This window comes from Sulfitobacter sp. IGS-18, from assembly GCF_059628195.1.
Window position 1 is genome coordinate 2,337,682 of the sequence record NZ_CM184556.1, and the last position, 21,510, is coordinate 2,359,191.

The window sequence follows — 21,510 nt, forward strand, 5'->3', positions numbered from 1 at the left end:
GCATCCAGACCTTAGGCGCATCTCGGGACAGGGCAAGCGGTGATAAAGTGACGTTACGAAGACTTCATATTTGCGGCCTGCGCCATCTGCGCGGCGCTGATGCCAAAGCGCGGCCCAAAGCGCGCCCGTGCCGCAATGAGGCGCGGATCGTCCGGCCGCATGCCCAAGGTGCGGATAAAGTCGATGCGCTGGCGGGTCTTCAGCGCCTCGCGGTCGATGTCGGTGCCCATCGCGCGGTCGATGACCTGGCCGCCCGGGCTGACATGGAACCATTTTGAGAAATCGCGGAAATGGTGCTGGTTGTGCAACCGCGTGACATGGGTGGCAACGCGGGACTTGGGGATGTTCAGATGCGCCGTCATGTGGAACCATTCATAGACCATGAACATCGCCACCCCGCCCACCGGCACGATGGCCACGGCGATCCACAGCGCATCGGTCAGACCCGACAGGGCCGCGATCCCCCAGACCAGCAGGAAATTGCCTGCCAGCATCGGCAGTGCCACCCAGACCGGGACAAAGAACAACCCGGTGTTTGTCGGGAAATCGTGATGCCCGTAATGTGCGCGATAGAGCAGGTCAAAGGCCCATTGCCGGCGCGGCGGATGCAGGTGAAAGACAAAGCGATGCAGGTTGTATTCATTCAGCAATTGCGCCCCGATGCCCAAAGGCACCAGCGCCCAGACCCAGCCCGGACCGGCGCGCAGCAGCGCAGCCAGCCCAAGCGCAAAGGCCAGCGCCATGACCACAAGCGACAGATGCGATGCCATGATCTTCACCCGCTGCATCTGCTTTACCCCCCTGGTGGTCTTGGTTAGACGGAAACAACCCTTCCCAGCGGAGCATCGTGATGCAGATCGAATTCGTCAACCATGCCTCGGTTCTGATGACCCATGGTCAGGTTGGTCTGCTGTCAGACCCCTGGTACAGCGGCCCCGCCTTTCACAAGGGCTGGCGCCTGCTGGTGGAGACGCCCGAGGACCGCATCGAAGAACTGCTGTCCCGCGTCACCCACATCTGGATCAGCCATGAACACCCCGATCATTTCTCCATCGGGTTTTTCAAGCGCTGGGGCGATGTGATCCGCCAGCGCGGCATCAAGCTGTTGTTTCAGGACATCGACGATCAGCGGGTTGCCGACTTCCTGCGCGCACAGGGGATGGCGCTGACCGAACTGACATTCGGCAAGGCCTTTGATCTGGGCAGCGGCGTTTCCGTCACCTGCCTGAAGGATGAATTCTACGATTCGGCGCTCTCCGTGCGGATGGGCGACACCCATGTGCTGAACCTGAACGACTGCGCAGTGCGCACGCCGGAGCGTGCCCGCGAGATCCGTGATGCGGTTGGCACCTGCGACATCCTGCTGACCCAGTTCAGCTATGCCGCCTGGAAAGGCGGGCGGGAAAACCGCGACTGGCGCGCGGAAGCCGCGCAGGAAAAACTGAACAATATCAGAATACAGGCAGAGGTTCTTGAACCGAAAACAGTGATCCCCTTTGCCAGCTTTGTCAGCTTCGCCCATCAGCGCAACGCCTATCTGAACGATGCCGCAAACCGGCCTGAGGACGTGATCGAGGCGTTTCAGGCCGCGCCCTTCGCGCTTTGTGTGATGCAGCCGGGCGATGTGACCGACGGCACGGTGCCCCCCGGCCAGAACGCCGCCGCCGTGGCTTTCTGGGCCGAATATTATGACCGCGCGGGCCAGGACCTGATGACCTATGACAGCGTGGAGGAAACGACCCTGCGCGAGAGCTTTGCCACCTGGCGCAAGCGCGTCTTCACCAACAATTCCCGCCCCGCGATGCGGCTGGCGCAATCGCTCTCTCCGATCCGGGTGCTGCAGCCCGTGGTGGTGCGCCTGGACGATACCGGCCAAAGCTGGCGGATCGACCCGCCGCGCGGCACGCTGGACAAGACCGATGACCCCGCCGATCTGATCATGCATTCCGAAAGCCTGAACTTTCTGTTCTCTAATTCCTTCGGCTTCGACACCCTGGGCGTCAATGGCACGTTTGAAGAGGCGCGCGAGGGCGGATTTTCCCGCGCCGCGCGCTCCATCTCCATCGAGAACCTGAACAATCTCGGCATCCGCTTTGGCCCCGGACTTTTCCTGAACCCCAAGATCATCGGAATCTTCCTGGAACGCCTGCGCGGCGTCAGCGCCAAGATGAAGCGCAGGGACAGATGACCCTTTTCCCCGATAGGACCCACGAGAGCCCATGACCACACCGACCCTGACCATCGACCTGACCGCCATCGCCGCCAACTGGCGCGCGCTGGACGCCCTTTCCACCTGCGAGACCGCGGCGGTGATCAAGGCCGACGCCTATGGGCTGGGTGTCGCCCGTGTCGGCCCTGCCCTGGCCGAAGCCGGCGCGCGGACTTTTTTCGTTCATGCGGCAGAAGAAGGCGTGCATCTGCGGCGCGCCCTCGGGGCCGGCCCTGTCATCAACGTCTTTTCCGGCCATATGCCCGGTGACGCCGACATGATCCGTGCGGCGGGGCTGGTGCCGATGATCAATTCGGTCGATCAGCTTCTCACCCATGTGGAATCGGTGCCGGGCCACCCCTTTGGCCTGCAGCTGGACAGCGGCATGAACCGGCTGGGGATGGAACCTGCCGAATGGTCCGCCCTGCGCGACATCGCATTGGCGCAAAAGCCCCGGCTGATCATGTCGCACCTGGCCTGTGCCGACGAACCGGACCACCCGATGAACGCCATGCAGTTGCAGAACTTCAGGGACATGACCGACGGGCTGGATGTGCCCCGGTCGATCGCCGCGACCGGCGGCACCTTGCTGGGGCCGGATTTTCATTTCGACATGACCCGGCCCGGTGTCGGGCTTTACGGCGGGTTGCCCTTTGTCGATGCGACGCCGGTGGTCACCCTGGACCTGCCCGTCGTGCAGGTGCGCGAGGTCGCAGCCGGTGAGACTGTGGGATACGGCAATGCCTTTATCGCACCCGGCCCGATGCGCATCGCAACTGTCTGCGGCGGCTATGCCGACGGGCTGATCCGCGCCATGGGGAACAACGCGACCCTGACCTTCGAGGAACACAAGCTGCCGCTGGTGGGGCGCGTGTCGATGGACATGATCACTGTCGATGTCACCGCCCTGCCAGAGGTGCCGGAACACCTGCAACTGATCGGCCTGCACCAGTCGGTGGATACCATCGCCGATTTTGCCGGGACCATCGGATACGAGATCCTGACATCGCTGGGCGCGCGCTATGACCGGGTGTATCTGAAGTGATCCTCAAGGCGCTGAACCTTGCGCTGCTGGTTCTCTACCCCATCGCATGGGCCGCCCCGCTGATGCGGGCGGGCCTGCTGCCACTGTTCGGGCTGGAGGAGATTTCCGTGCTGACCGGGCTGCAATCGCTTTGGGCCTCGGACATCTTTCTGGGGCTGGTGGTCACCCTCTTTGCGCTGTTTGCGCCTTATATCAAGACCTTCGGCCTGTCGCTGGTCCATTTCGACCTGCTCAGCCGCCGCGCGCTGCCTGTCCTGTCCTTTCTGGGCAAGCTGGCGATGGCGGACATTTTCCTGATCGCGCTTTACATCACCCTGTCCAAGGGAATCGGCGTCGGCCGGATCGAAACCGCCTGGGGATTGTACCTGTTTACCGGCTGCATTCTTGCCTCAATCTTCGTTTCCTGGCGGACTGAACAATCAGGCGGCTAGCGCCCGGATTGGTCCCGATCAGGAAACAGCCAAATAACGGAATGTGTCACAGGACACCGATTCGTTAACTTTTCCGTCGAAAACCTTTTTTTTCATGGCAAAAGTTCTGGATCAGCATAAACTTGCCGATGAAGGTTATCCGTGGGGGAATAATCGCTTGTCTCATTTTCGTGCTGTTGTTTACCTGTTCCAATACCTGATGCAGCGCCTTGCATTGGCCATATTTCTTGTGGCCGCACTGGCCCTGCTGGCGGCAACCGCCATGGCAGCGCTTGGGCAATGGTCCTGGGTCAGCCTGACCGTCTATTTCCAGGGCCAGCCGGTGCCGGAGGCCGGGATGTACGCCCAGATCGGGCTGACCGTGCTGGCGGTGGGCCTGTGTTTCTTTCTGCCCTCCAACCGCCGCATCATGCAGCTTGAGAACTCGCACCGTTCCTTTTCCATCGGGATGCGCGATGTGGCCCGTGCCTATCACGCGGTCCATGCCGCGGACCGGGCCCAGACCTTCAAGCTCAGCTCCGAATTCGATGCGGTGCGCGAGCGTCTGGCCTATCTGCGCGACCATCCGGACCTCAGCACGCTGGAACCCTCCCTGCTGGAGGTCGCCGCCCAGATGAGCCACATCAGCCGCGAGCTGGCCACCGTCTATGCCGATGACAAGATCGCCCGCGCGCGCGGCTTCCTTGAGCAGCGCCAGCAGGAGATCGAACTGTTCAACAGCAGGCTGGAACAGGCCAAGGCCATTTCGAACGAATTGAAACATTGGGTCCACGAGATCGAGCTTGAGGAAAGCGTCGCCGCCGCCCAGCTGGACCGCTTGCGCCGCGAGATGCAGGAAATCATGCCGGAACTGGGTCTTGAGACAACCGTGCGTACTGATCCCACCGCGCTGGACAACACCATCGTCGACCTGCAACCCAAAGCGGCGGAATAACCGGCAGGCTCAGGTCGCGCTTGCCCCGGACTGGCCCCGAATATATACGCCAATCCATGTTGGACACCCCCCAGAACCGCCCCGAATTGCCGCCCGAAATCGCGCGGCGCCGCACCTTTGCGATCATCAGCCACCCTGACGCGGGCAAGACCACGCTTACGGAGAAATTCCTGCTGTTCGGCGGGGCAATCCAGATGGCCGGACAGGTCCGCGCCAAGGGCGAGGCGCGGCGCACGCGGTCGGACTTCATGGCGATGGAAAAGGACCGGGGCATCTCCGTCTCGGCCTCTGCCATGTCCTTCGATTTTCAGGGCAAGGACCGCAATTACCGGTTCAACCTGGTGGACACGCCCGGCCACTCGGACTTTTCCGAAGATACCTACCGCACGCTGACAGCGGTGGACGCGGCCGTGATGGTGATCGACGGCGCCAAGGGTGTGGAAAGCCAGACGCAGAAACTGTTCGAGGTCTGCCGCATGCGCGACCTGCCGATCCTGACCTTCTGCAACAAGATGGACCGCGAATCGCGTGATGTCTTCGAGATCATCGACGAGATTCAGGAAAACCTTGCCATCGACGTGACCCCGGCAAGCTGGCCCATCGGCGTCGGCCGCGATTTTCTGGGCTGCTATGACATCCTGCGCGACCGGCTGGAGCTGATGGACCGCGCCGACCGCAACAAGATCGCCGAAAGCATCAAGATCGAGGGGCTGGACGACCCCAAGCTGGCCCAGCATGTGCCGCCTGCCCTGCTGGAAAAGCTGCGCGAGGATCTGGAGATGGTGCGCGAATTGATGCCGCCGCTGGATGCCGCGCTGATGGCCGAAGGCTCGCTGACCCCGATCTGGTTCGGCTCGGCCATCAACTCCTTTGGCGTCAAGGAACTGATGGACGGCATCGCCACCTATGGGCCCGAACCGCAGATCCAATCCGCCGAGCCACGCCAGATCCTGCCGGAGGAAAAGAACGTCTCCGGCTTTGTCTTCAAGGTGCAGGCCAACATGGACCCCAAGCACCGCGACCGCGTGGCCTTTGTCCGACTTGCCTCGGGGCATTTTACCCGTGGCATGAAGCTGACCCATGTGCGGTCGAAAAAACCGATGTCCATCACCAACCCGGTGATGTTCCTCGCCTCTGACCGCGAACTGGCCGAGGAAGCCTGGGCCGGCGACATCATCGGCATTCCCAACCACGGCCAGCTGCGCATCGGCGACACGCTGACCGAAGGCGAAGCAATCCGCGTGACCGGCATCCCCTCCTTCGCGCCGGAACTGTTGCAGGGCGTGCGCGCGGGCGACCCGATGAAGGCCAAGCACCTGGAAAAGGCGCTGATGCAATTTGCCGAGGAAGGGGCCGCCAAGGTCTTCAAGCCCTCCATCGGTTCCGGTTTCGTGGTGGGTGTCGTGGGCCAGTTGCAGTTCGAGGTGCTGGCATCACGGATCGAGCTGGAATACGGGCTGCCGGTGCGGTTCGAGGCCTCGCAATTCACCTCGGCCCGCTGGGTCAATGGCACCAAACAAGCGGTGGACAAGTTCACCGAGGCCAACAAGCAGCACATCGCCCATGACCACGACGGCGACATCGTCTACCTCACGCGCCTGCAATGGGACATCGACCGGATCGACCGCGACTATCCCGATGTGCGCCTGACCGCGACCAAGGAAATGATGGCGTGAGCCCGCGCTGGGGATTGGTTGCGACGATCAAGGCCCCGGCGGAGGAGATCCTGCGCTTTGCCGCCTTTCACCTTGAGGCCGGCGCGCACCGGTTGTTCATCTATCTGGACGAGCCGAACCCGGCAGCGCAGAGCGCACTGGAAAACCACCCGAAATGCCGGGTGACCCTGTGTGATACAGCCCATTGGAAGATGCTGATCGGCAAGCGCCCGGTCAAACACCAGTCGCGCCAGACCCTGAATGCGACCCATGCCTATGGCCGCGCGGGGGATGTGGACTGGCTGGCCCATATCGACGTGGACGAGTTTCTGGTCAGTGACCGCCCGGTGGCCGACCATCTGGCAGATGTCCCGCCGGCGGTGGAAACCGCCCGCGCCCGCCCGATGGAGATGCTGGGCGGTGACGGCACGGCCTTCAAACGTTTCATCCCCAATGGCCCCCGACGCGAGCGCATCGTGAACGCGGTGTACCCGACTTTTGGTGAATATATCAAAGGCGGGTTTCTGAGCCATCTGGCCGGCAAGGTCTTTGTCAGGACGGGTATGGAGGGCATCACGATCCGCATCCACAACGCCTTTCGCGGGTCCGAGATGATCGAAGACACGCAGGAGCTGTCGGAGCTGCGGCTGGCCCATGCCCATGCAAAATCCTGGGAGGACTGGCAGGCCGCCTATCGGTTCCGGCTTGAGAAAGGCTCCTACCGCGCCGATCTTGGCCCCGCCAAGCCCCGCGTGCGCGGCGGGCTGACACTGAACGAATTCTTCGCCATCCTTGAAGCCGAAGAGGGTGAAGCGGGATTGCGCGCCTTTTACGACGAAGTCTGCGCCGACACGCCCGACCACCGCGCGCGGCTGGCGGCCCATGACCTGCTGCACCGCGCCGATCTGCGGCTAAGCACCCATTTGGCCACATATTTCCCCGATTGGGCGGGCTGAACGGACATCTGTTTGACCGCAGCCAGTTATGTTGCTATGCGGTCGCAACATGTAGCGGCAAAGTCGCCTTGGGCCATGGGGGCCTGCATGATTGCTGCTGCGGGCCAAATGAGTGTCCGCAAAACACGGACACACATGACAAAATTCTCTGATCTGAACTTGAATCCCAAGGTCCTCAAGGCGATTGCCGAAGCGGGCTATGAAACCCCCACACCGATTCAGGCCGGGGCCATCCCCCCTGCCCTTGAAGGTCGCGACGTTCTGGGTATCGCCCAGACCGGCACCGGCAAGACCGCCAGCTTCACGCTGCCGATGATCACCATGCTGGCGCGGGGCCGCGCAAGGGCCCGGATGCCGCGCAGCCTGGTGCTTTGCCCCACGCGCGAACTGGCGGCACAGGTGGCGGAAAACTTCGACACCTATGCCAAACATGTGAAACTGACCAAGGCGCTGCTGATCGGCGGCGTGTCGTTCAAGGAACAGGACACCGCCATCGACAAGGGCGTGGATGTGCTGATTGCCACACCGGGCCGCCTGCTGGACCATTTCGAGCGCGGCAAGCTGATCCTGAATGACGTCAAGGTCATGGTGGTGGACGAAGCCGACCGGATGCTCGACATGGGGTTCATCCCCGACATCGAGCGCATTTTCGGCCTCACGCCCTTTACCCGGCAGACGCTGTTCTTCTCGGCCACCATGGCGCCGGAAATCGAGCGGATCACCAACACCTTCCTGTCCAACCCCGCCCGCATCGAAGTGGCGCGGCAGGCCACGACGGGCGAGAATATCACCCAGGGCGTGGTAATGTTCAAAGCCTCCCGCAAGGACCGCGAAGCAACCGAAAAGCGCAACCTGCTGCGCGCGCTGATCGACGGCGAAGGCGACAAATGCACCAACGCCATCATCTTCTGCAACCGCAAGATGGATGTGGACGTGGTGGCCAAGTCGTTGAAAAAATACGGCTATGACGCGGCACCGATCCACGGCGACCTGGACCAGAGCCAGCGCACACGCACGCTTGACGGGTTCCGCGCGGGCGATCTGCGCTTTCTCGTGGCCTCCGACGTGGCCGCGCGCGGCCTTGATGTGCCGGCCGTCAGCCATGTCTTCAACTTCGACGTGCCCAGCCATGCCGAGGATTACGTGCACCGCATCGGCCGCACCGGCCGCGCGGGCCGTGACGGCAAGGCGATCATGATCTGCATCCCCCGCGACGAAAAGAACCTCGCCGATGTGGAACGTCTGGTCGAACGCGAGATCCCGCGCCTGGACAACCCGCTGGGCAATGGCAATACGGCAGAGGCGGCACCCGTGGCCGATGACACTGCCGACAAACCCAGGAAAACCCGCTCGCGCAGCCGCAGCAAGCCCAAGTCAGAGGCACCAAAGCCCGAGACGGACGCCAAACCGGCAGCCGAGGCAAAGCCCAAAGCCGAGCCTCAGTCAAAACCGGAACCCAAGCGCGAGAACGCGCCGAAGTCCGAGCCGAAGCAATCCGCGCAATCCAACCGGAACGATGCGCAGGACCGCAGCAGCAGCAGCAGCAGCTCACGCAGCCGCAGCCAGAACAGCCGCGGCAATGACAACCGCGTCGTGGGCCTGGGTGATCACACCCCGGATTTCATCGGGCTGAGCTTCGAAGACCGCGAGTAAGGTCAAAGCCCCGGGCCGTCGCGGCCCATCGGCAGAAAGCAGCGCGTAGACGTCAGGACCACATGGCGCGCCCCTCCGGGGCGCGGTATTCAGGGCCGAACCCTTTTCAAGGCCTGACAGATGCTGCGCCCTTTCCTTGCCCTGCTGTTGATCATCTCCGCCTCTGCCGCCACGGCAGAGCGGTGCCGCGCCGTGGTCAACGGCAGCGAAATCGTGATCGAAGCGGATAATTTCGCCACTTTCGCCGAAGACGTCAAAACCCGCGAGAAACTGATGCGCTGGCCCTCGGCCAGGTGGAACCGCGCCTGGGGCACGCCCCCCGCCTGCCTGAGCGCTGTGCTCTACGATTACCTCGCGACGACGGTGCCCGACAACCAGATCGAGGGCTATTGCCTGACACAGGACGACAAGACCGGGTTTTTCCTGGTCCCCGGAGAGCGCAATTTTCGCGGGCTCTGCCGCACGACGGTCTGCGAGCGGGTGAACACGACAAAGGCCGAAACACTGGCCGTGACGAAATCCATCGCAAATGCCGCCCTGACAACGGTGACGGACCCGGCGGCGGCGGTGGCCGTGGCGCATAAATCCGGCGCGATGATCCTGTCGGGCAGCGCCAGCACGCTGATCACCAACCTGAACGCCACCAGCTCAGCCGTGGTCACGGCCCTGTCCACCCCCGCCGCGTTGACGGCGGTGGGCGTATCGGTGCTTGCGGTTGGCGGTGCGGTCTACATGTGCAACGGCGATGCGCCGGAGGAGGATGTTCCCGCCGAATGATCCGGCGGGAACGATAAAGCGTTACGTGATGCCTGATGCCTCAGGTATTTCGTCAGACGCTATGGTCAGCTCAACCGGCTGACCACCACTGTCACTTCCGGCTTCTTGCCGATCTCGTCCTGCGCGGACTGGCGCACGGCGCGTTTCAGCCCCTCGTTCAGCTTGTCATCGTCGCGCAGCGTGGCGGCCTTGGACCGGCCCAGAAACTGGCTCAGGTCCGCTTCGATCACATCGGCCAGCGGCGCCTTGGAGCGGCCCGTTTCCGGCAGGCCCATCATGTCGACCCAGGGATCACCCAGCGGCTCGTCATCCTCGTCCATGATCACGGTGACGGTCACATGACCGTTCAGCGCCATGCGGATACGGTCGCGCACGACCCCGTCCAGCGCGCCGATCTGCACCGAACCATCCAGATAGGTGCGTCCGGTCTCGACATATTCGGCCACGCTCGGCTTGTTGCCGCTGAGGTCGATCATCATGCCATTGACCGCCAGCACACCGGTCATGCCCTTGCCCTCGGCAATCTTGACGTGTTCGCGCAGGTGGCGGTGTTCGCCGTGCATCGGGATCAGCACCTGCGGTTTGACCACGTCATGCAGGGTTTCCAGGTCAGGCCGGTTCGCATGGCCGGACACGTGGTAAAGACCCGAACTGTCGTCCACCACATCCACACCGATTTCGGAGAACTGGTTGATGATGCGGATCACGCCGCGTTCATTGCCGGGAATCGTCTTGGAAGAGAACAGGAACATGTCCCCTTCCTTCATCTCGATCCCCTGATACTTGCCCCGGGCAAGCTGTGCCGATGCCGCGCGGCGTTCGCCCTGCGACCCGGTGACCAGCAGCAGCAGGTTCTCGCGCGGGATGCCGCGCGCCTCTTCGGGGCTGACGGTGTTCGGGAAATCTTTCATCACGCCGGTTTCCAGCGCCGCCTCGACCATGCGTTTCATCGCACGGCCCAGCAGCACGATGGAGCGCCCCGCCTTGTCGCCCGCGACCGCCAGCGTCTTTACCCGCGCCACGTTGGAGGCAAAGGTGGTCGCAACCACCATGCCCGACGCGCCGCTGATCAGCTTTTCGATCTCGGGGCCAAGCGTCGCTTCCGACCGGCCCGGCAGCGGCGAGAACACATTGGTACTGTCGCAGACCAGCGCCTTGATCCCGTCCTTGCAGACCTCGGCCCAGAGTTCCGGGTCAAAGGCTTCGCCGACGCCGGGGGTCAGGTCGATCTTGAAGTCACCGGAGTGGATCAGACGCCCCTCTGGTGTGTCGATCACCAGCGCGGAGGATTCAGGGATGGAATGCGAAATCGGCAGGAACCCCACCTGGAACGGCCCCGCCCCCTGCTGGTGCGGCCAGGCCCCCACGGTCTGCACCGCGTCATCGGGATGGCCGTGTTCGGACATCTTGCGCCGCGCAATATTGGCGGTGAAGGTCCGGGCATAGATTGGCGCCTGCAGCGCCTCGTAGGTATGGGCGATGGCGCCAACGTGGTCTTCATGCGCGTGGGTCACGAAAATCGCCTCGATCCGGTCGCGGCGTTCCTTCAGCCACTGGATGTCCGGCAGGATCAGGTCCACGCCGGGGCTGCCATCCATATCGGGAAAGGCCACGCCCATGTCCACGACGATCAGCCGCTCCTTGCCCGGTTTCCCGTAGCCATACACATAGGCATTCATGCCAATTTCACCCGCCCCGCCGAGGGGAAGGTAGATCAATCTCTCGCTGCTCATATTATTCAGCTTTATCCTTGTTATACTTATGGATCACGGTCAGGCCGTGCATCGTAAGGTCATCTTCAATGACGTCGAAAAGGTCTTCGGTCTGGGCAAACAACGGGGCCAGCCCGCCGGTTGCGATAATCTTCATGTTCTGGTCGCGTTCGGCCTTGATCCGGGCACAGATCTCCTTGACCAGGCCGACATAGCCCCAGAACACGCCCGATTGCATGCAAGCGACCGTATTGGTGCCTACTACACGTTGTGGCTTGGTAATGTCCACATGTGGCAGTGCGGCGGCGGCCATATGCAGCGCTTCAAGGCTCAGGTTCACGCCGGGTGCAATGACCCCGCCCACATATGCGCCATCATGGCCCGCCACATCAAAGGTGGTGGCGGTGCCGAAATCGACCACGATCAGGTTGCCGCCGTGCCGGTCGAAAGCCCCCGAGGTGTTGACCAGCCGGTCCGGCCCCACGATCGTGCCCTGGTCCACGCGCGGCGCGGCCGGCAGCAGGCAGTCGGGCTTGCCCACCACCATCGGACGGCAGTTGAAATACTGGTCGGAAAAGACACGCAGGTTGAACACCACCCGTGGCACGGTCGACGAGATGATCACATCGGTGATGTCGGGCTTGATCTGATGATGGTTCAGCAGGGTCGAAAACCAGGTGAAATAGGCATCCGCCGTGCGCGCGTGATGGGTCGATGTGCGCATGGTGCACAGCGCACGCCCCTCATCATAGATGGAAAAGACCGTGTTGGTGTTCCCGCAGTCAATCGCCAAGAGCATCCCCTGCCCCCCTTCTTTCAGAAAAACACATCCGCAGCGGCAATCGCGACCCTGCCCTTTGCCGTGTTCAATATCAGATTCCCGTTCTGGTCCACATCCTCAAAGACGCCACTGGTCTCATCCCGGGTTGTGCGCGCGCGGATGACCTCGCCCAGACGTGCCGCATGGGCCAGCCAGGCGGTGCGGATGGGATCGAACCCATAGGTGGTGAACTGCGTCTCAAGCACCGCGTATTCGGCCGCCAGCACATCCAGAAAGGCCTCTGGCGCAACGCCGATCCCGAATGCCCCGGCAAGGCTGACAGGGGTGACAGCCCCCGGTTCCACCTGATCCGCGCCCGGCGCATGGGCCAGGTTGACACCAATGCCGATCAGCAGATGCGGACCGTTTGTTTCCAGCAGGATGCCAGCGACCTTGCCGCCGTCCAGCAGCACGTCATTGGGCCATTTCAGGGCAAAACGGTTTCCCTGCCCGGTGACCGCGACAAAGCTGCGATAAAGCGCCAGCGATGAGACAAAGGACCGCAGCGCGGCGATGCCCGGTGCCTCGGCATTGGGCAGGACCAGCGTTGCCGCGAAATTCCCCCGTGGGGTGGACCATGCGCGGCCCCGCCTGCCCCGTGCCGCGGATTGCTCCCTTGCCAGGATCCATTCCGGACCGGAGAGGTCACGCAGCCGGCGCCCGGCCTCTGCCAATGTGGAATCGACCGTGTCCAGCACCAGCCGCCCATATCCTTCGGGCCAGCCCATCAAGGGGTGAGGGTCCGTGAAAGCGGCAAGCTCAGCCTGTCAGACCGCAGAACGGTCAGTTGACAAGCGCCCCGGCGGCGGCCGCAGCCACGCCTTCGACACCAAACATGTTGATGATGCCCAGCACCATGATCAGCGCCGAAGCCATCAGGAAGCCCGAGAGCACGCTGCTGCCGGACCGGTCCAGCGTATCCGCCTGTTCGGACCCGAAGTACATGTAGAACACGATCCGCAGGTAATAATATGCCCCGATCACCGATGCGATCACACCGGCCACCGCCAGCCAGGCCAGCCCGGCGTCATAGGCGGCGCGCAGCACGTAAAGCTTGCCGAAGAAGCCCAGCATCGGCGGCACCCCCGCCAGCGAGAACAGCAGCACCAGCATTGCCAGCGCCCGGCCCGGGTTGGTCTTGGCGTACATGTTGAGCGATGCGATATCGGTCACCGGCGCGCCATCCCGGCTCATCAGCAGGATAAAGGCGAAGGTGCCGACGTTCATGGTTACATAGATCGCCATATAGACCAGCATCGCCTGCACGCCCAGGGCGGTGCCGGCGGCCAGCCCCATCAGCGCATAGCCCATATGCGCGATGGAGGAGAAGGCCATCAGCCGCTTGATATTGGTCTGGCCGATGGCGGCAATGGCGCCCAGGTACATGGACAGCACCGAAAGCAGCGCGACAATCTGGCTCCAGTCCGCAACGGCATTGCCGAAGGCGTCATGCAGCACGCGGGCGAAAAGGCCCATCGCCGCGACCTTGGGCGCGGTGGCAAAGAAGGCGGTGACCGGCGTGGGCGAGCCTTCGTAGACGTCCGGCGTCCACATGTGGAACGGCACGGCGGAAACCTTGAAGCCCATGCCCGAGATCAGGAAGACGATGCCAAAGAGCAGGCCCAGCGAGGTCTCGCCCGATTGCGCGGTCTGGATGATGCCGGAGAACAGCGTGGTGCCCGCATAGCCGTAAACCAGCGAAGCGCCATAGAGCAGCAGGCCCGAGCTGAGCGCGCCGAGAACGAAATATTTCAGCCCCGCCTCGGTCGAGCGCACGGAGTCGCGCCGCAGGGAGGCGACCACGTAAAGCGCCAGCGATTGCAGTTCCAGACCCATGTACAGCGCCATCAGGTCGCCCGCGCTGACCATCATCATCATGCCCACGGCGGAGAGGGCCACCAGCATCGGGTATTCGAACCGCAGCAATCCGCGGGCTTTCATATAGCCTTCGGACATCAGCAGCACGGCAGCGGCGCTGAGCAGGATCGTGACCTTGGCAAAACGGGCAAAGCCGTCTTCGATGAACATGCCGTTGAAGGCCAGACGGGTGCCTTCGCCGGTAAAGCCGATCCAGGCTGCCAGCAGAACAAAGACCGCCGAGGTCAGCCAGATCAACAGGCTCCCCACCTTGTCCTTGGTGGTATAAACCGCGACCAGCAGTCCCAGCAGCGAAAAGCAGGACAGCAGGATTTCTGGCAGGATGATGTTCAGATCAGCGGAAATCATCGCACGGGTCCTTTTAGTTCGACACTTCGGCGGTCTGGATTGCGGCGCTCGCCGCCTCCAGCGCGATGTCATAATTTTCAACAAGTTCCGTGACCGAGGGGCCGATAATGTCGAGCACCAGTGACGGGTAGACGCCCAGCAGCAGTGTCATCACCACCAGGGGCGCGAAGATCCAGCGCTCGCGCGTGGTCATGTCGGTGATCGACCGCAGGCTTTCCTTGATCAGGTCGCCCATGACCACCCGGCGGTAAAGCCAGAGCGCATAGGCCGCCGAGAAGATCACCCCGGTGGTCGCCACGGCGGCAACCCAGGTGTTGACCTGGAAGGTCCCCATTAGCGTCAGGAACTCACCCACAAAGCCGGAGGTGCCCGGCAGGCCCACGTTGGCCATGGTGAACAGCATGAAGATCAGCGCATAGGCGGGCATCCGGTTCACCAGCCCGCCATAGGCGTCGATGTCGCGGGTGTGCATCCGGTCATAGATCACGCCGACGCAAAGGAACAGCGCGCCCGAGATGAACCCGTGGCTGATCATCTGGAAGATCGCACCATCGACACCCTGCTGGTTGGCAGCAAAGATGCCCATGGTCACAAAACCCATATGCGCAACCGAGGAATAGGCGATCAGCTTTTTCATGTCTTCCTGCACCAGCGCCACCAGCGAGGTATAGACGATGGCAATCGCGCTCATCCACAGGATCAGCGGTGTCAGCACCTCTGCCCCCACCGGGAACATCGGCAGGCTGAACCGCAGGAAGCCGTAGCCGCCCATCTTGAGCAGGATCGCAGCCAGCACCACCGACCCCGCCGTGGGGGCCTGAACGTGGGCATCGGGCAGCCAGGTATGGACCGGCCACATCGGCATCTTGACCGCGAAGCTGGCGAAGAAGGCGATGAACATCAGCGTCTGCATCCCGCCGATCACCTGCACGCCCATCAGGCTGAAGCTGTCAGAGGCGAAACTGTGGTTCAGCAGGCTGACATCACAGGCGCCGATGCAGGTGGTGCCAGCGTCGGTGTACATCGCCACCATGGCCACCAGCATCAGCACGGAACCGAGGAAGGTATAAAGGAAGAACTTGAAGCTGGCGTAGATCCGGTTGGCCCCGCCCCATATGCCGATGATCAGGAACATCGGGATCAGCCCGGCCTCGAAGAACAGGTAGAACAGGATCAGGTCCAGCGCCATGAAGACGCCCAGCATCAGGGTCTCCAGCAGCAGGAAGGCGATCATGTATTCCTTGACCCGGTGCTCGACATTCCAGCTTGCCGCGATGACCAGCGGCATCATGAAGGTGGTCAGCATCACGAAGAGCACCGAAATGCCATCGACGCCCAGGCGGTACTTCAGCCCCAGCAGCCATTCCGATTCCTCGACAAACTGAAACCCGGTGTTGCTGGGGTCAAAGTCGAACAGCACGAAGAGCGAGATCAGGAAGGTTGCCGAGGTGGTGATCATCGCCAGCCACTTGGCATTGCGCGCCGCTGCCGCATCCTCACCGCGCAGGAACACCGCAAGGATCAGCGCCGCAAAGGCGGGCATGAAGGTAATGATGGAAAGAAGATGCGTGTCCATCAGTGGGACCCTCCGGTCATCGTCATCCATGTGACCAGAACCGCGATCCCGATCACCATGGCAAAGGCATAGGTAAAGATATAGCCGGACTGCGCCTTACCGGCGAGCCGCGTGAACCAGGGCACGATGCCCATCGCGACCCCGTTCAGGGTGCCATCGATCACGTCGCCGTCGCCGCGCTTCCACAGGAAGCGGCCAATCGCCTTGGCCGGACGGACAAAGATCACGTCATAGATTTCGTCGAAGTACCATTTGTTCAGCAGGAACAGGTAAAGCGGCTGCTGGTTCGCGGCCAGACGGCCGGGCAGTGTCGGGTTCCAGATGTAGAACCACAGCGCCAGGACAAACCCCATAAGCATCGCGATGAAGGGGCTGACCTTGACCCAGACCGGTGCCTCATGCGCCGCTTCCAGCACATGGTTTTCGGGGCCGAAGTACAATGCCCCCTCGCCCGGCGCGCCGCCAAAGGCTGCGTGATGTCCGCCGCCGTGGCCCGCTTCGGCAGTCTCGCCATGGCCCGCTTCGGCCGTCTCGCCGTGACCGGCACCTTCTTCGGTTGCGGCATGGGCTTCGCCCGCGCCTTCGGCATGGGTGTCGCCACCTGCCGCCATTTCGGCCAGCGGGATGTCGTAGAATTCTGCCATCTCCTCGGTCGAGCCGAAGAAGCTGCCGTACCACAACATGCCGGAGAAGACGGCACCAAGGGCCAGAACACCCAGCGGCACCAGCATGGTCATCGGGCTTTCATGCGCGTGGTCATGTGTGTGTTTGTCGCCACGCGGCTTGCCGTGGAACGTCAGGAAGATCAGACGCCAGCTGTAGAAACTTGTCATCGCAGCCGCGACAACCAGCAGCCAGAAACCATACATGGACCCGCCGCCCCAGGCGCTTTCGATGATCGCATCCTTGCTGAGGAAGCCCGCGAAACCGATATGTGTCAGCGGGATGCCGACCCCGGTGATCGCCAGGGTGCCGATCATCATCGCGGCATAGGTATAGGGGATCTTTTTGCGCAGACCGCCATAGTTGTTCATGTCCTGCTCGTGATGCATGGCATGAATGACCGAGCCCGCGCCGAGGAACAGCATCGCCTTGAAGAAGGCATGGGTGAACAGGTGGAACATCGCTGCCGAATACATGCCAACGCCTGCGGCGACGAACATGTAGCCCAGCTGCGAACAGGTGGAATAGGCGATGACGCGCTTGATGTCGGTCTGTACCAGACCCACGGTCGCGGCGAAAAAGGCGGTGGTGGCGCCGATCACGGTGACAAAGGTCATCGCCTGGGGCGCGAACTCCATCAGCGGCGACATCCGGCAGACCAGGAAGACACCTGCCGTCACCATGGTCGCGGCGTGGATCAGCGCGGAGACCGGTGTCGGGCCTTCCATCGCATCGGGCAGCCAGGTGTGCAGGAACAGCTGGGCCGATTTGCCCATCGCCCCCACGAACAGCAGGAAGGCGATCAGGTTCGCGGCGTTCCAGTCGGTCCAGAGGAACGAAATGGTCTGCTCTGCCAGATCAGGGGCCGATGCAAAGATATCGTCGAAACGGATGCTGTCCGTCATCATGAACAGGGCAAAGATGCCCAGGGCAAATCCGAAATCCCCCACGCGGTTGACCACGAAGGCCTTGATCGCCGCGGCATTGGCGCTGGGTTTGCGGTAGTAAAAGCCGATCAGCAGGTAGGAGGCGACGCCGACCCCTTCCCAGCCAAAGAACATCTGCACCAGGTTGTCGGAGGTCACCAGCATCAGCATGGCAAAGGTAAAGAACGACAGATAGGCAAAGAACCGGGCGCGGTATTGCTCGGTATCCTTGAAGTTCTCGTCATGGGCCATGTAGCCGAAGGAATAGAGATGCACGAGGCTGGAGACCGTCGTCACCACGATCAGCATGATCGCGGTCAGCCGGTCCAGCCGGATCGACCAGTCGGTGGACAGGCTGCCGGAATCGATGAACCGCAGGATCTCGATATGTTCGGTGGGCCCGTCGAAGGTCAGGAATACGATCCAGGACAGGATCGCGGCCAGGAACAACAGGCCAGTTGAAACCCACTGCGCCGCTGGCTGGCCGATGATCTTCCAGCCGAAACCGCAGATCAGTGAACCGACAAGCGGGGCGAAAAGGAGTATGGTTTCCATTGCCCTCAGCCCTTCATCACGTTGACGTCTTCGACGGCGATGGTGCCGCGATTACGGAAGAAACAAACCAGGATCGCCAGACCGATCGCCGCCTCGGCGGCCGCGACGGTCAGCACGAACAGCGTATAGACCTGCCCCACCAGATCGCCGAGAAAGCTGGAGAAGGCGACAAAATTGATGTTCACCGCCAGCAGCATCAACTCGATGCTCATCAGCAGGATGATCACGTTCTTGCGGTTCAGGAAAAGCCCGAAGATGCCGATGACAAAAAGCGTCGCCGCCACTGTCAGGTAATGTTCAAGTCCGATCATGTCGTCCCTCGTCTCGCGCCCTGTTGCCGGGCTTCTAGTCTTTCGTGTTCCCGACTTCCACCGGGAACCCGCCGCTCAGCCGATAAATCAGCAGGCATCCTTCGCGACCAATCCGCCCGCGATGTCTGCCATCGCCACCGATATGATCACAGCCGGTTTCACAAGCCCTGCCCCGGTTTCACGTCACGCAGTTCCATCGCCTTGGCCGGATCGCGCATCATCTGCGCCACAACGTCCTGACGCTTCACATCCGCGCGGTGGCGCAGGGTCAGAACAATGGCCCCGATCATCGCAACCAGCAGGATCAGACCCGCAAGCTGGAACAGCAGGAAATACTGATCATAGAGGATCAGGCCCAAAGCCTCGGTGTTGAAGGTGTTCGGGTCCGCCACCTGTGCGCGCAGCCCCTCGGCGGCGTCGTTGGTTTCCCAGGCGCCAAAGGCCATGACGAACTGCATCAGGATCACAAGGCCGATCAGCAGGGCCAATGGCATGTATTTCGCCATCTCCGCCTTCAGCTCGGCAAAATCGACGTCCAGCATCATGACCACGAAAAGGAACAGCACCGCGACCGCGCCGACATAGACGATGATCAGCAGCATCGCGACGAATTCCGCCCCCAGCAAAACAAAAAGCCCCGCCGAGCTGAGAAAGGCCAGGATCAGCCAGAGCACCGAATGCACCGGATTCCGGCTGACCACGGTCAGAAGCCCGCCCGTGATCACGCAAATGGCAAACAGATAGAATGAAAAGACCGTCATTCCTTACCCTCTTTTTCGTCCCAGACCTGCCCGGCCAGTTCCATGGCGCGCGACATGGCCGGTACGCCGGCAAATACCGACATCTGGCCAATTGTCTCGGTGATATGTTTCTTGGTGGCACCGGCCTCCAGCGCGTGGCGCACCGTCTGGCGCACCGCCACATCGTTCTGCGCGCCCTGCATGGTCAGCCCCGCAAGGGTCAGCAGCAGCCGCGTCCGCGCGTCCAGCCCGCCCTCGTTGACGGCATTGCCGAACATCATTTCCATCATGTCCCTGGGCATGGTGCCCATCATTGCCTCGAACACCTTGGGGGAAAAGGCATCCATTGCCGGAAAGGACTTTGCCATCTCCTGCGCCTGGCGCATCATCGCCTCGAAGGGGTTGGTGGGATCACTCATCTGTAAGGCGCATCTATTTCGAGGTTGCGGGCAATCTCCGCTTCCCAGCGTTCACCATTCGCCAGCAGCTTGTCCTTGTCATAGTACAGCTCTTCGCGGGTTTCGGTGCTGAACTCGAAATTCGGCCCCTCGACGATGGCATCCACCGGGCAGGCCTCCTGACAGAAGCCGCAATAGATGCACTTGGTCATGTCGATGTCATAGCGCGTGGTGCGGCGGCTGCCGTCGTCGCGCGGTTCCGCGTCGATGGTGATCGCCTGCGCCGGGCAGATCGCCTCGCAAAGCTTGCAGGCGATGCAGCGCTCTTCGCCGTTGGGATAGCGGCGCAGCGCATGTTCACCGCGGAAACGCGGGGACAGCGGCCCCTTTTCATGCGGATAGTTCACCGTCGCCTTGGGGCGGAACATCTGCTTGAACCCCAGCGCGAAACCCTTGGCAAAATCCTGCAGCAGGAAATACTTGGCGGCGCGGGCATAGTCGATTTGTGTCATGTCAGCCTCCTACGGGCCAGCGGGCATAGATGCCCCAGAACCATTCGAATTTTGCCGCGAAGGCCACGAAAACCACCCAGAACAGCGAGAACGGCAGGAACACCTTCCAGCCCAGGCGCATCAGCTGGTCATAGCGGTAGCGCGGGGTGATCGCCTTGACCATGGAGAACATGAAGAACACGAACAGCATCTTCAGAAACATCCACAGGAAGCCATCCGGCAGGAACGGGATCGGCGAAAGCCAGCCGCCCAGGAACAGCAGCGACACCAACGCGCACATCAGCACCACGGCCACCAGTTCACCGATCATGAACAGCAGGAACGGCGTCGAGGAATATTCAACCTGATAGCCCGCCACCAGTTCTGATTCCGCTTCCGGAAGGTCAAAGGGCGGGCGGTTGGTTTCGGCCAGGGCCGAGATGAAGAACAGGATCAGCATCGGGAAATGCGGCAGGAAGTACCAGTTGAAGATGCCCCCGGCCCCCTCCTGCGCCGCAACGATGGCGGAGAAGTTCATCGACCCGGTGGAGATGATGACACCGATGATGATCAGGCCGATGCTGACCTCATAGGAAATCATCTGCGCGGCAGAGCGCAGCGAGCCCAGGAACGGGTATTTCGAGTTCGAGGCCCAGCCGCCCATGATCACGCCATAAACCTCCAGAGAGGAAATCGCGAAGACATAGAGGATCGCCACATTGATGTCCGACAGCACCCAGCCGTCGTTGAAGGGAATCACCGCCCAGGCCACCAGAGCCATCACCAGGCTGACCATCGGGGCCAGCAGGAACACCGCCCGGTCGGCCCCGGCGGGAATCACCACTTCCTTGACCACATATTTCAGCAGGTCGGCAAAGCTTTGCAGCAGGCCAAAGACACCCACCACATTGGGCCCGCGCCGCATCTGGACGGCCGCCCAGATCTTGCGGTCGGCGTACATCAGGAACGCCAGGCACACCAGCAGCGGCAGCAGGATCAACAAGACCTGCCCCGTGACCAGCAGCCCAATCCCCAACCCCGTGTTCGTAAAGAAGTCAGCCATTGTCCCTCACACCGTCGGTATGCCTTTTTCCACACAGCTCTGTGTGGTCACTTCAGCATCAATTGTCTTTATGCCCCGTGGCAAGCTTGGCGAGATTGTATAAACAGCATCCGCTCGCCAGATGCCACCCTCTTGCTCTACATTTGTGCGCACATGGCGCGCAAATCCGTAGCCGCGGATCAGCGTATAGCGTGCGGCGGCACATTCGGCGTAATCCGCCACGTCCTGCGTGCTGAGCGCCTTGGTCATCGCCACGTTGAACTGCACCAGGTCACCATCCAGCAAAACAGTCTCTACCCCCTTGTATTCCGGGATAAAATCAGAGGCCACGGGCACCTGCGGTTCACATGCACCCAAGGTCATCATCGC

The 21,510-nt window shown here is 62.0% G+C and carries 21 protein-coding genes; 8 read left to right on the forward strand and 13 right to left on the reverse strand.

The genetic code is table 11. The annotated features are described in order from the left end of the window. Positions 1–53 precede the first annotated feature (53 nt). The gene (locus ACWNZ3_RS11290; protein ID WP_496899996.1) at positions 54–788 is read right to left on the reverse strand and encodes a sterol desaturase family protein; all 735 of its coding nucleotides are present in this window, start codon (positions 786–788) and stop codon (positions 54–56) included. Between the two features lie 62 nt (positions 789–850). On the opposite strand from ACWNZ3_RS11290, the gene ACWNZ3_RS11295 reads away from it, so the two are divergent. From ACWNZ3_RS11295 to ACWNZ3_RS11330, 8 genes are all read left to right on the forward strand, one after another. Further along, positions 851–2,188 (forward strand): MBL fold metallo-hydrolase, encoded by a 1,338-nt coding sequence (locus ACWNZ3_RS11295; RefSeq protein ID WP_496899997.1) that lies wholly within the window; start codon positions 851–853, stop codon positions 2,186–2,188. 31 nt (positions 2,189–2,219) lie between these two features. After that, a complete protein-coding gene (gene alr, locus ACWNZ3_RS11300; protein WP_496899998.1) occupies positions 2,220–3,254 on the forward strand; it encodes an alanine racemase in 1,035 nt (344 codons plus the stop codon). Continuing rightward, positions 3,251–3,685, forward strand: coding sequence for a paraquat-inducible protein A (locus ACWNZ3_RS11305; RefSeq protein WP_496899999.1), 435 nt, complete (start codon positions 3,251–3,253; stop codon positions 3,683–3,685). Before alr ends, ACWNZ3_RS11305 begins: the two co-directional genes overlap by 4 nt. A gap of 199 nt (positions 3,686–3,884) precedes the next feature. Continuing rightward, positions 3,885–4,619, forward strand: coding sequence for a DNA repair protein (locus ACWNZ3_RS11310; protein ID WP_274575226.1), 735 nt, complete (start codon positions 3,885–3,887; stop codon positions 4,617–4,619). Between the two features lie 56 nt (positions 4,620–4,675). After that, on the forward strand, positions 4,676–6,295 hold the full coding sequence (locus ACWNZ3_RS11315; RefSeq protein ID WP_114275520.1) for a peptide chain release factor 3: 1,620 nt from the start codon (positions 4,676–4,678) through the stop codon (positions 6,293–6,295). Then, on the forward strand, positions 6,292–7,230 hold the full coding sequence (locus ACWNZ3_RS11320; RefSeq protein ID WP_496900000.1) for a glycosyltransferase family 2 protein: 939 nt from the start codon (positions 6,292–6,294) through the stop codon (positions 7,228–7,230). The genes ACWNZ3_RS11315 and ACWNZ3_RS11320 overlap by 4 nt, the downstream gene beginning before the upstream one ends. Before the next feature lie 135 nt (positions 7,231–7,365). After that, positions 7,366–8,883 (forward strand): DEAD/DEAH box helicase, encoded by a 1,518-nt coding sequence (locus ACWNZ3_RS11325; RefSeq protein ID WP_496900001.1) that lies wholly within the window; start codon positions 7,366–7,368, stop codon positions 8,881–8,883. A 120-nt stretch (positions 8,884–9,003) separates the two neighbouring features. Continuing rightward, positions 9,004–9,660, forward strand: coding sequence for a hypothetical protein (locus tag ACWNZ3_RS11330; protein ID WP_496900002.1), 657 nt, complete (start codon positions 9,004–9,006; stop codon positions 9,658–9,660). Positions 9,661–9,725: 65 nt separating this feature from the next. Here the strand turns inward: ACWNZ3_RS11330 and ACWNZ3_RS11335 are convergent, their stop codons facing one another. The 12 genes from ACWNZ3_RS11335 to ACWNZ3_RS11390 all read right to left on the reverse strand — a co-directional run bounded on the left by ACWNZ3_RS11335 (position 9,726) and on the right by ACWNZ3_RS11390 (position 21,507). After that, complete coding sequence (locus ACWNZ3_RS11335) at positions 9,726–11,393, reverse strand: ribonuclease J (protein ID WP_496900003.1); 1,668 nt, start codon at positions 11,391–11,393, stop codon at positions 9,726–9,728. 1 nt (position 11,394) lies between these two features. Beyond that, a complete protein-coding gene (locus ACWNZ3_RS11340; protein ID WP_269361667.1) occupies positions 11,395–12,171 on the reverse strand; it encodes a type III pantothenate kinase in 777 nt (258 codons plus the stop codon). Positions 12,172–12,188: 17 nt separating this feature from the next. Then, positions 12,189–12,920 (reverse strand): biotin--[acetyl-CoA-carboxylase] ligase, encoded by a 732-nt coding sequence (locus tag ACWNZ3_RS11345; protein ID WP_274575173.1) that lies wholly within the window; start codon positions 12,918–12,920, stop codon positions 12,189–12,191. Positions 12,921–12,975: 55 nt separating this feature from the next. Then, the gene (gene nuoN / locus ACWNZ3_RS11350) at positions 12,976–14,418 is read right to left on the reverse strand and encodes an NADH-quinone oxidoreductase subunit NuoN (RefSeq protein ID WP_496900004.1); all 1,443 of its coding nucleotides are present in this window, start codon (positions 14,416–14,418) and stop codon (positions 12,976–12,978) included. Between the two features lie 13 nt (positions 14,419–14,431). Beyond that, on the reverse strand, positions 14,432–15,994 hold the full coding sequence (locus ACWNZ3_RS11355; protein WP_114275527.1) for an NADH-quinone oxidoreductase subunit M: 1,563 nt from the start codon (positions 15,992–15,994) through the stop codon (positions 14,432–14,434). After that, positions 15,994–18,138, reverse strand: a complete 2,145-nt coding sequence (nuoL, locus tag ACWNZ3_RS11360) for an NADH-quinone oxidoreductase subunit L (protein WP_496900005.1) — start codon at positions 18,136–18,138, stop codon at positions 15,994–15,996. The genes ACWNZ3_RS11355 and nuoL overlap by 1 nt, the downstream gene beginning before the upstream one ends. A 5-nt stretch (positions 18,139–18,143) precedes the next feature. Further along, positions 18,144–18,449, reverse strand: coding sequence for an NADH-quinone oxidoreductase subunit NuoK (nuoK, locus tag ACWNZ3_RS11365; RefSeq protein WP_025048953.1), 306 nt, complete (start codon positions 18,447–18,449; stop codon positions 18,144–18,146). A gap of 158 nt (positions 18,450–18,607) precedes the next feature. Beyond that, complete coding sequence (locus ACWNZ3_RS11370) at positions 18,608–19,210, reverse strand: NADH-quinone oxidoreductase subunit J (RefSeq protein WP_269361663.1); 603 nt, start codon at positions 19,208–19,210, stop codon at positions 18,608–18,610. Continuing rightward, positions 19,207–19,608, reverse strand: a complete 402-nt coding sequence (locus tag ACWNZ3_RS11375; protein WP_496900006.1) for a carboxymuconolactone decarboxylase family protein — start codon at positions 19,606–19,608, stop codon at positions 19,207–19,209. The genes ACWNZ3_RS11370 and ACWNZ3_RS11375 overlap by 4 nt, the downstream gene beginning before the upstream one ends. Then, a complete protein-coding gene (nuoI, locus tag ACWNZ3_RS11380) occupies positions 19,605–20,099 on the reverse strand; it encodes an NADH-quinone oxidoreductase subunit NuoI (RefSeq protein ID WP_269361662.1) in 495 nt (164 codons plus the stop codon). The genes ACWNZ3_RS11375 and nuoI overlap by 4 nt, the downstream gene beginning before the upstream one ends. 1 nt (position 20,100) lies before the next feature. Beyond that, a complete protein-coding gene (gene nuoH / locus ACWNZ3_RS11385) occupies positions 20,101–21,141 on the reverse strand; it encodes an NADH-quinone oxidoreductase subunit NuoH (protein ID WP_496900007.1) in 1,041 nt (346 codons plus the stop codon). A gap of 6 nt (positions 21,142–21,147) precedes the next feature. Beyond that, positions 21,148–21,507: a YNQ4 family lipoprotein gene (locus ACWNZ3_RS11390; protein WP_269362075.1), complete on the reverse strand. Its 360-nt coding sequence runs from the start codon at positions 21,505–21,507 to the stop codon at positions 21,148–21,150. Between the last annotated feature and the right edge of the window lie 3 nt (positions 21,508–21,510).

Bases quoted from the DNA above. Each gene is read 5' to 3' on its own strand.
- nuoH (WP_496900007.1), bottom strand. From the start codon at position 21,141: ATGGCTGACTTCTTTACGAACACGGGGTTGGGGATTGGGCTGCTGGTC.
- ACWNZ3_RS11390 (WP_269362075.1), bottom strand. From the start codon at position 21,507: ATGATGACCTTGGGTGCATGTGAACCGCAGGTGCCCGTGGCCTCTGAT.
- ACWNZ3_RS11325 (WP_496900001.1), top strand. From the start codon at position 7,366: ATGACAAAATTCTCTGATCTGAACTTGAATCCCAAGGTCCTCAAGGCG.
- ACWNZ3_RS11375 (WP_496900006.1), bottom strand. From the start codon at position 19,608: ATGAGTGATCCCACCAACCCCTTCGAGGCGATGATGCGCCAGGCGCAG.
- nuoL (WP_496900005.1), bottom strand. From the start codon at position 18,138: ATGGAAACCATACTCCTTTTCGCCCCGCTTGTCGGTTCACTGATCTGC.
- nuoI (WP_269361662.1), bottom strand. From the start codon at position 20,099: ATGACACAAATCGACTATGCCCGCGCCGCCAAGTATTTCCTGCTGCAG.
- ACWNZ3_RS11295 (WP_496899997.1), top strand. From the start codon at position 851: ATGCAGATCGAATTCGTCAACCATGCCTCGGTTCTGATGACCCATGGT.
- ACWNZ3_RS11345 (WP_274575173.1), bottom strand. From the start codon at position 12,920: ATGGGCTGGCCCGAAGGATATGGGCGGCTGGTGCTGGACACGGTCGAT.
- ACWNZ3_RS11340 (WP_269361667.1), bottom strand. From the start codon at position 12,171: ATGCTCTTGGCGATTGACTGCGGGAACACCAACACGGTCTTTTCCATC.
- nuoN (WP_496900004.1), bottom strand. From the start codon at position 14,418: ATGATTTCCGCTGATCTGAACATCATCCTGCCAGAAATCCTGCTGTCC.
- ACWNZ3_RS11315 (WP_114275520.1), top strand. From the start codon at position 4,676: ATGTTGGACACCCCCCAGAACCGCCCCGAATTGCCGCCCGAAATCGCG.
- ACWNZ3_RS11335 (WP_496900003.1), bottom strand. From the start codon at position 11,393: ATGAGCAGCGAGAGATTGATCTACCTTCCCCTCGGCGGGGCGGGTGAA.
- ACWNZ3_RS11290 (WP_496899996.1), bottom strand. From the start codon at position 788: ATGCAGCGGGTGAAGATCATGGCATCGCATCTGTCGCTTGTGGTCATG.
- ACWNZ3_RS11310 (WP_274575226.1), top strand. From the start codon at position 3,885: ATGCAGCGCCTTGCATTGGCCATATTTCTTGTGGCCGCACTGGCCCTG.
- nuoK (WP_025048953.1), bottom strand. From the start codon at position 18,449: ATGATCGGACTTGAACATTACCTGACAGTGGCGGCGACGCTTTTTGTC.
- ACWNZ3_RS11370 (WP_269361663.1), bottom strand. From the start codon at position 19,210: ATGACGGTCTTTTCATTCTATCTGTTTGCCATTTGCGTGATCACGGGC.
- ACWNZ3_RS11355 (WP_114275527.1), bottom strand. From the start codon at position 15,994: ATGGACACGCATCTTCTTTCCATCATTACCTTCATGCCCGCCTTTGCG.
- alr (WP_496899998.1), top strand. From the start codon at position 2,220: ATGACCACACCGACCCTGACCATCGACCTGACCGCCATCGCCGCCAAC.
- ACWNZ3_RS11330 (WP_496900002.1), top strand. From the start codon at position 9,004: ATGCTGCGCCCTTTCCTTGCCCTGCTGTTGATCATCTCCGCCTCTGCC.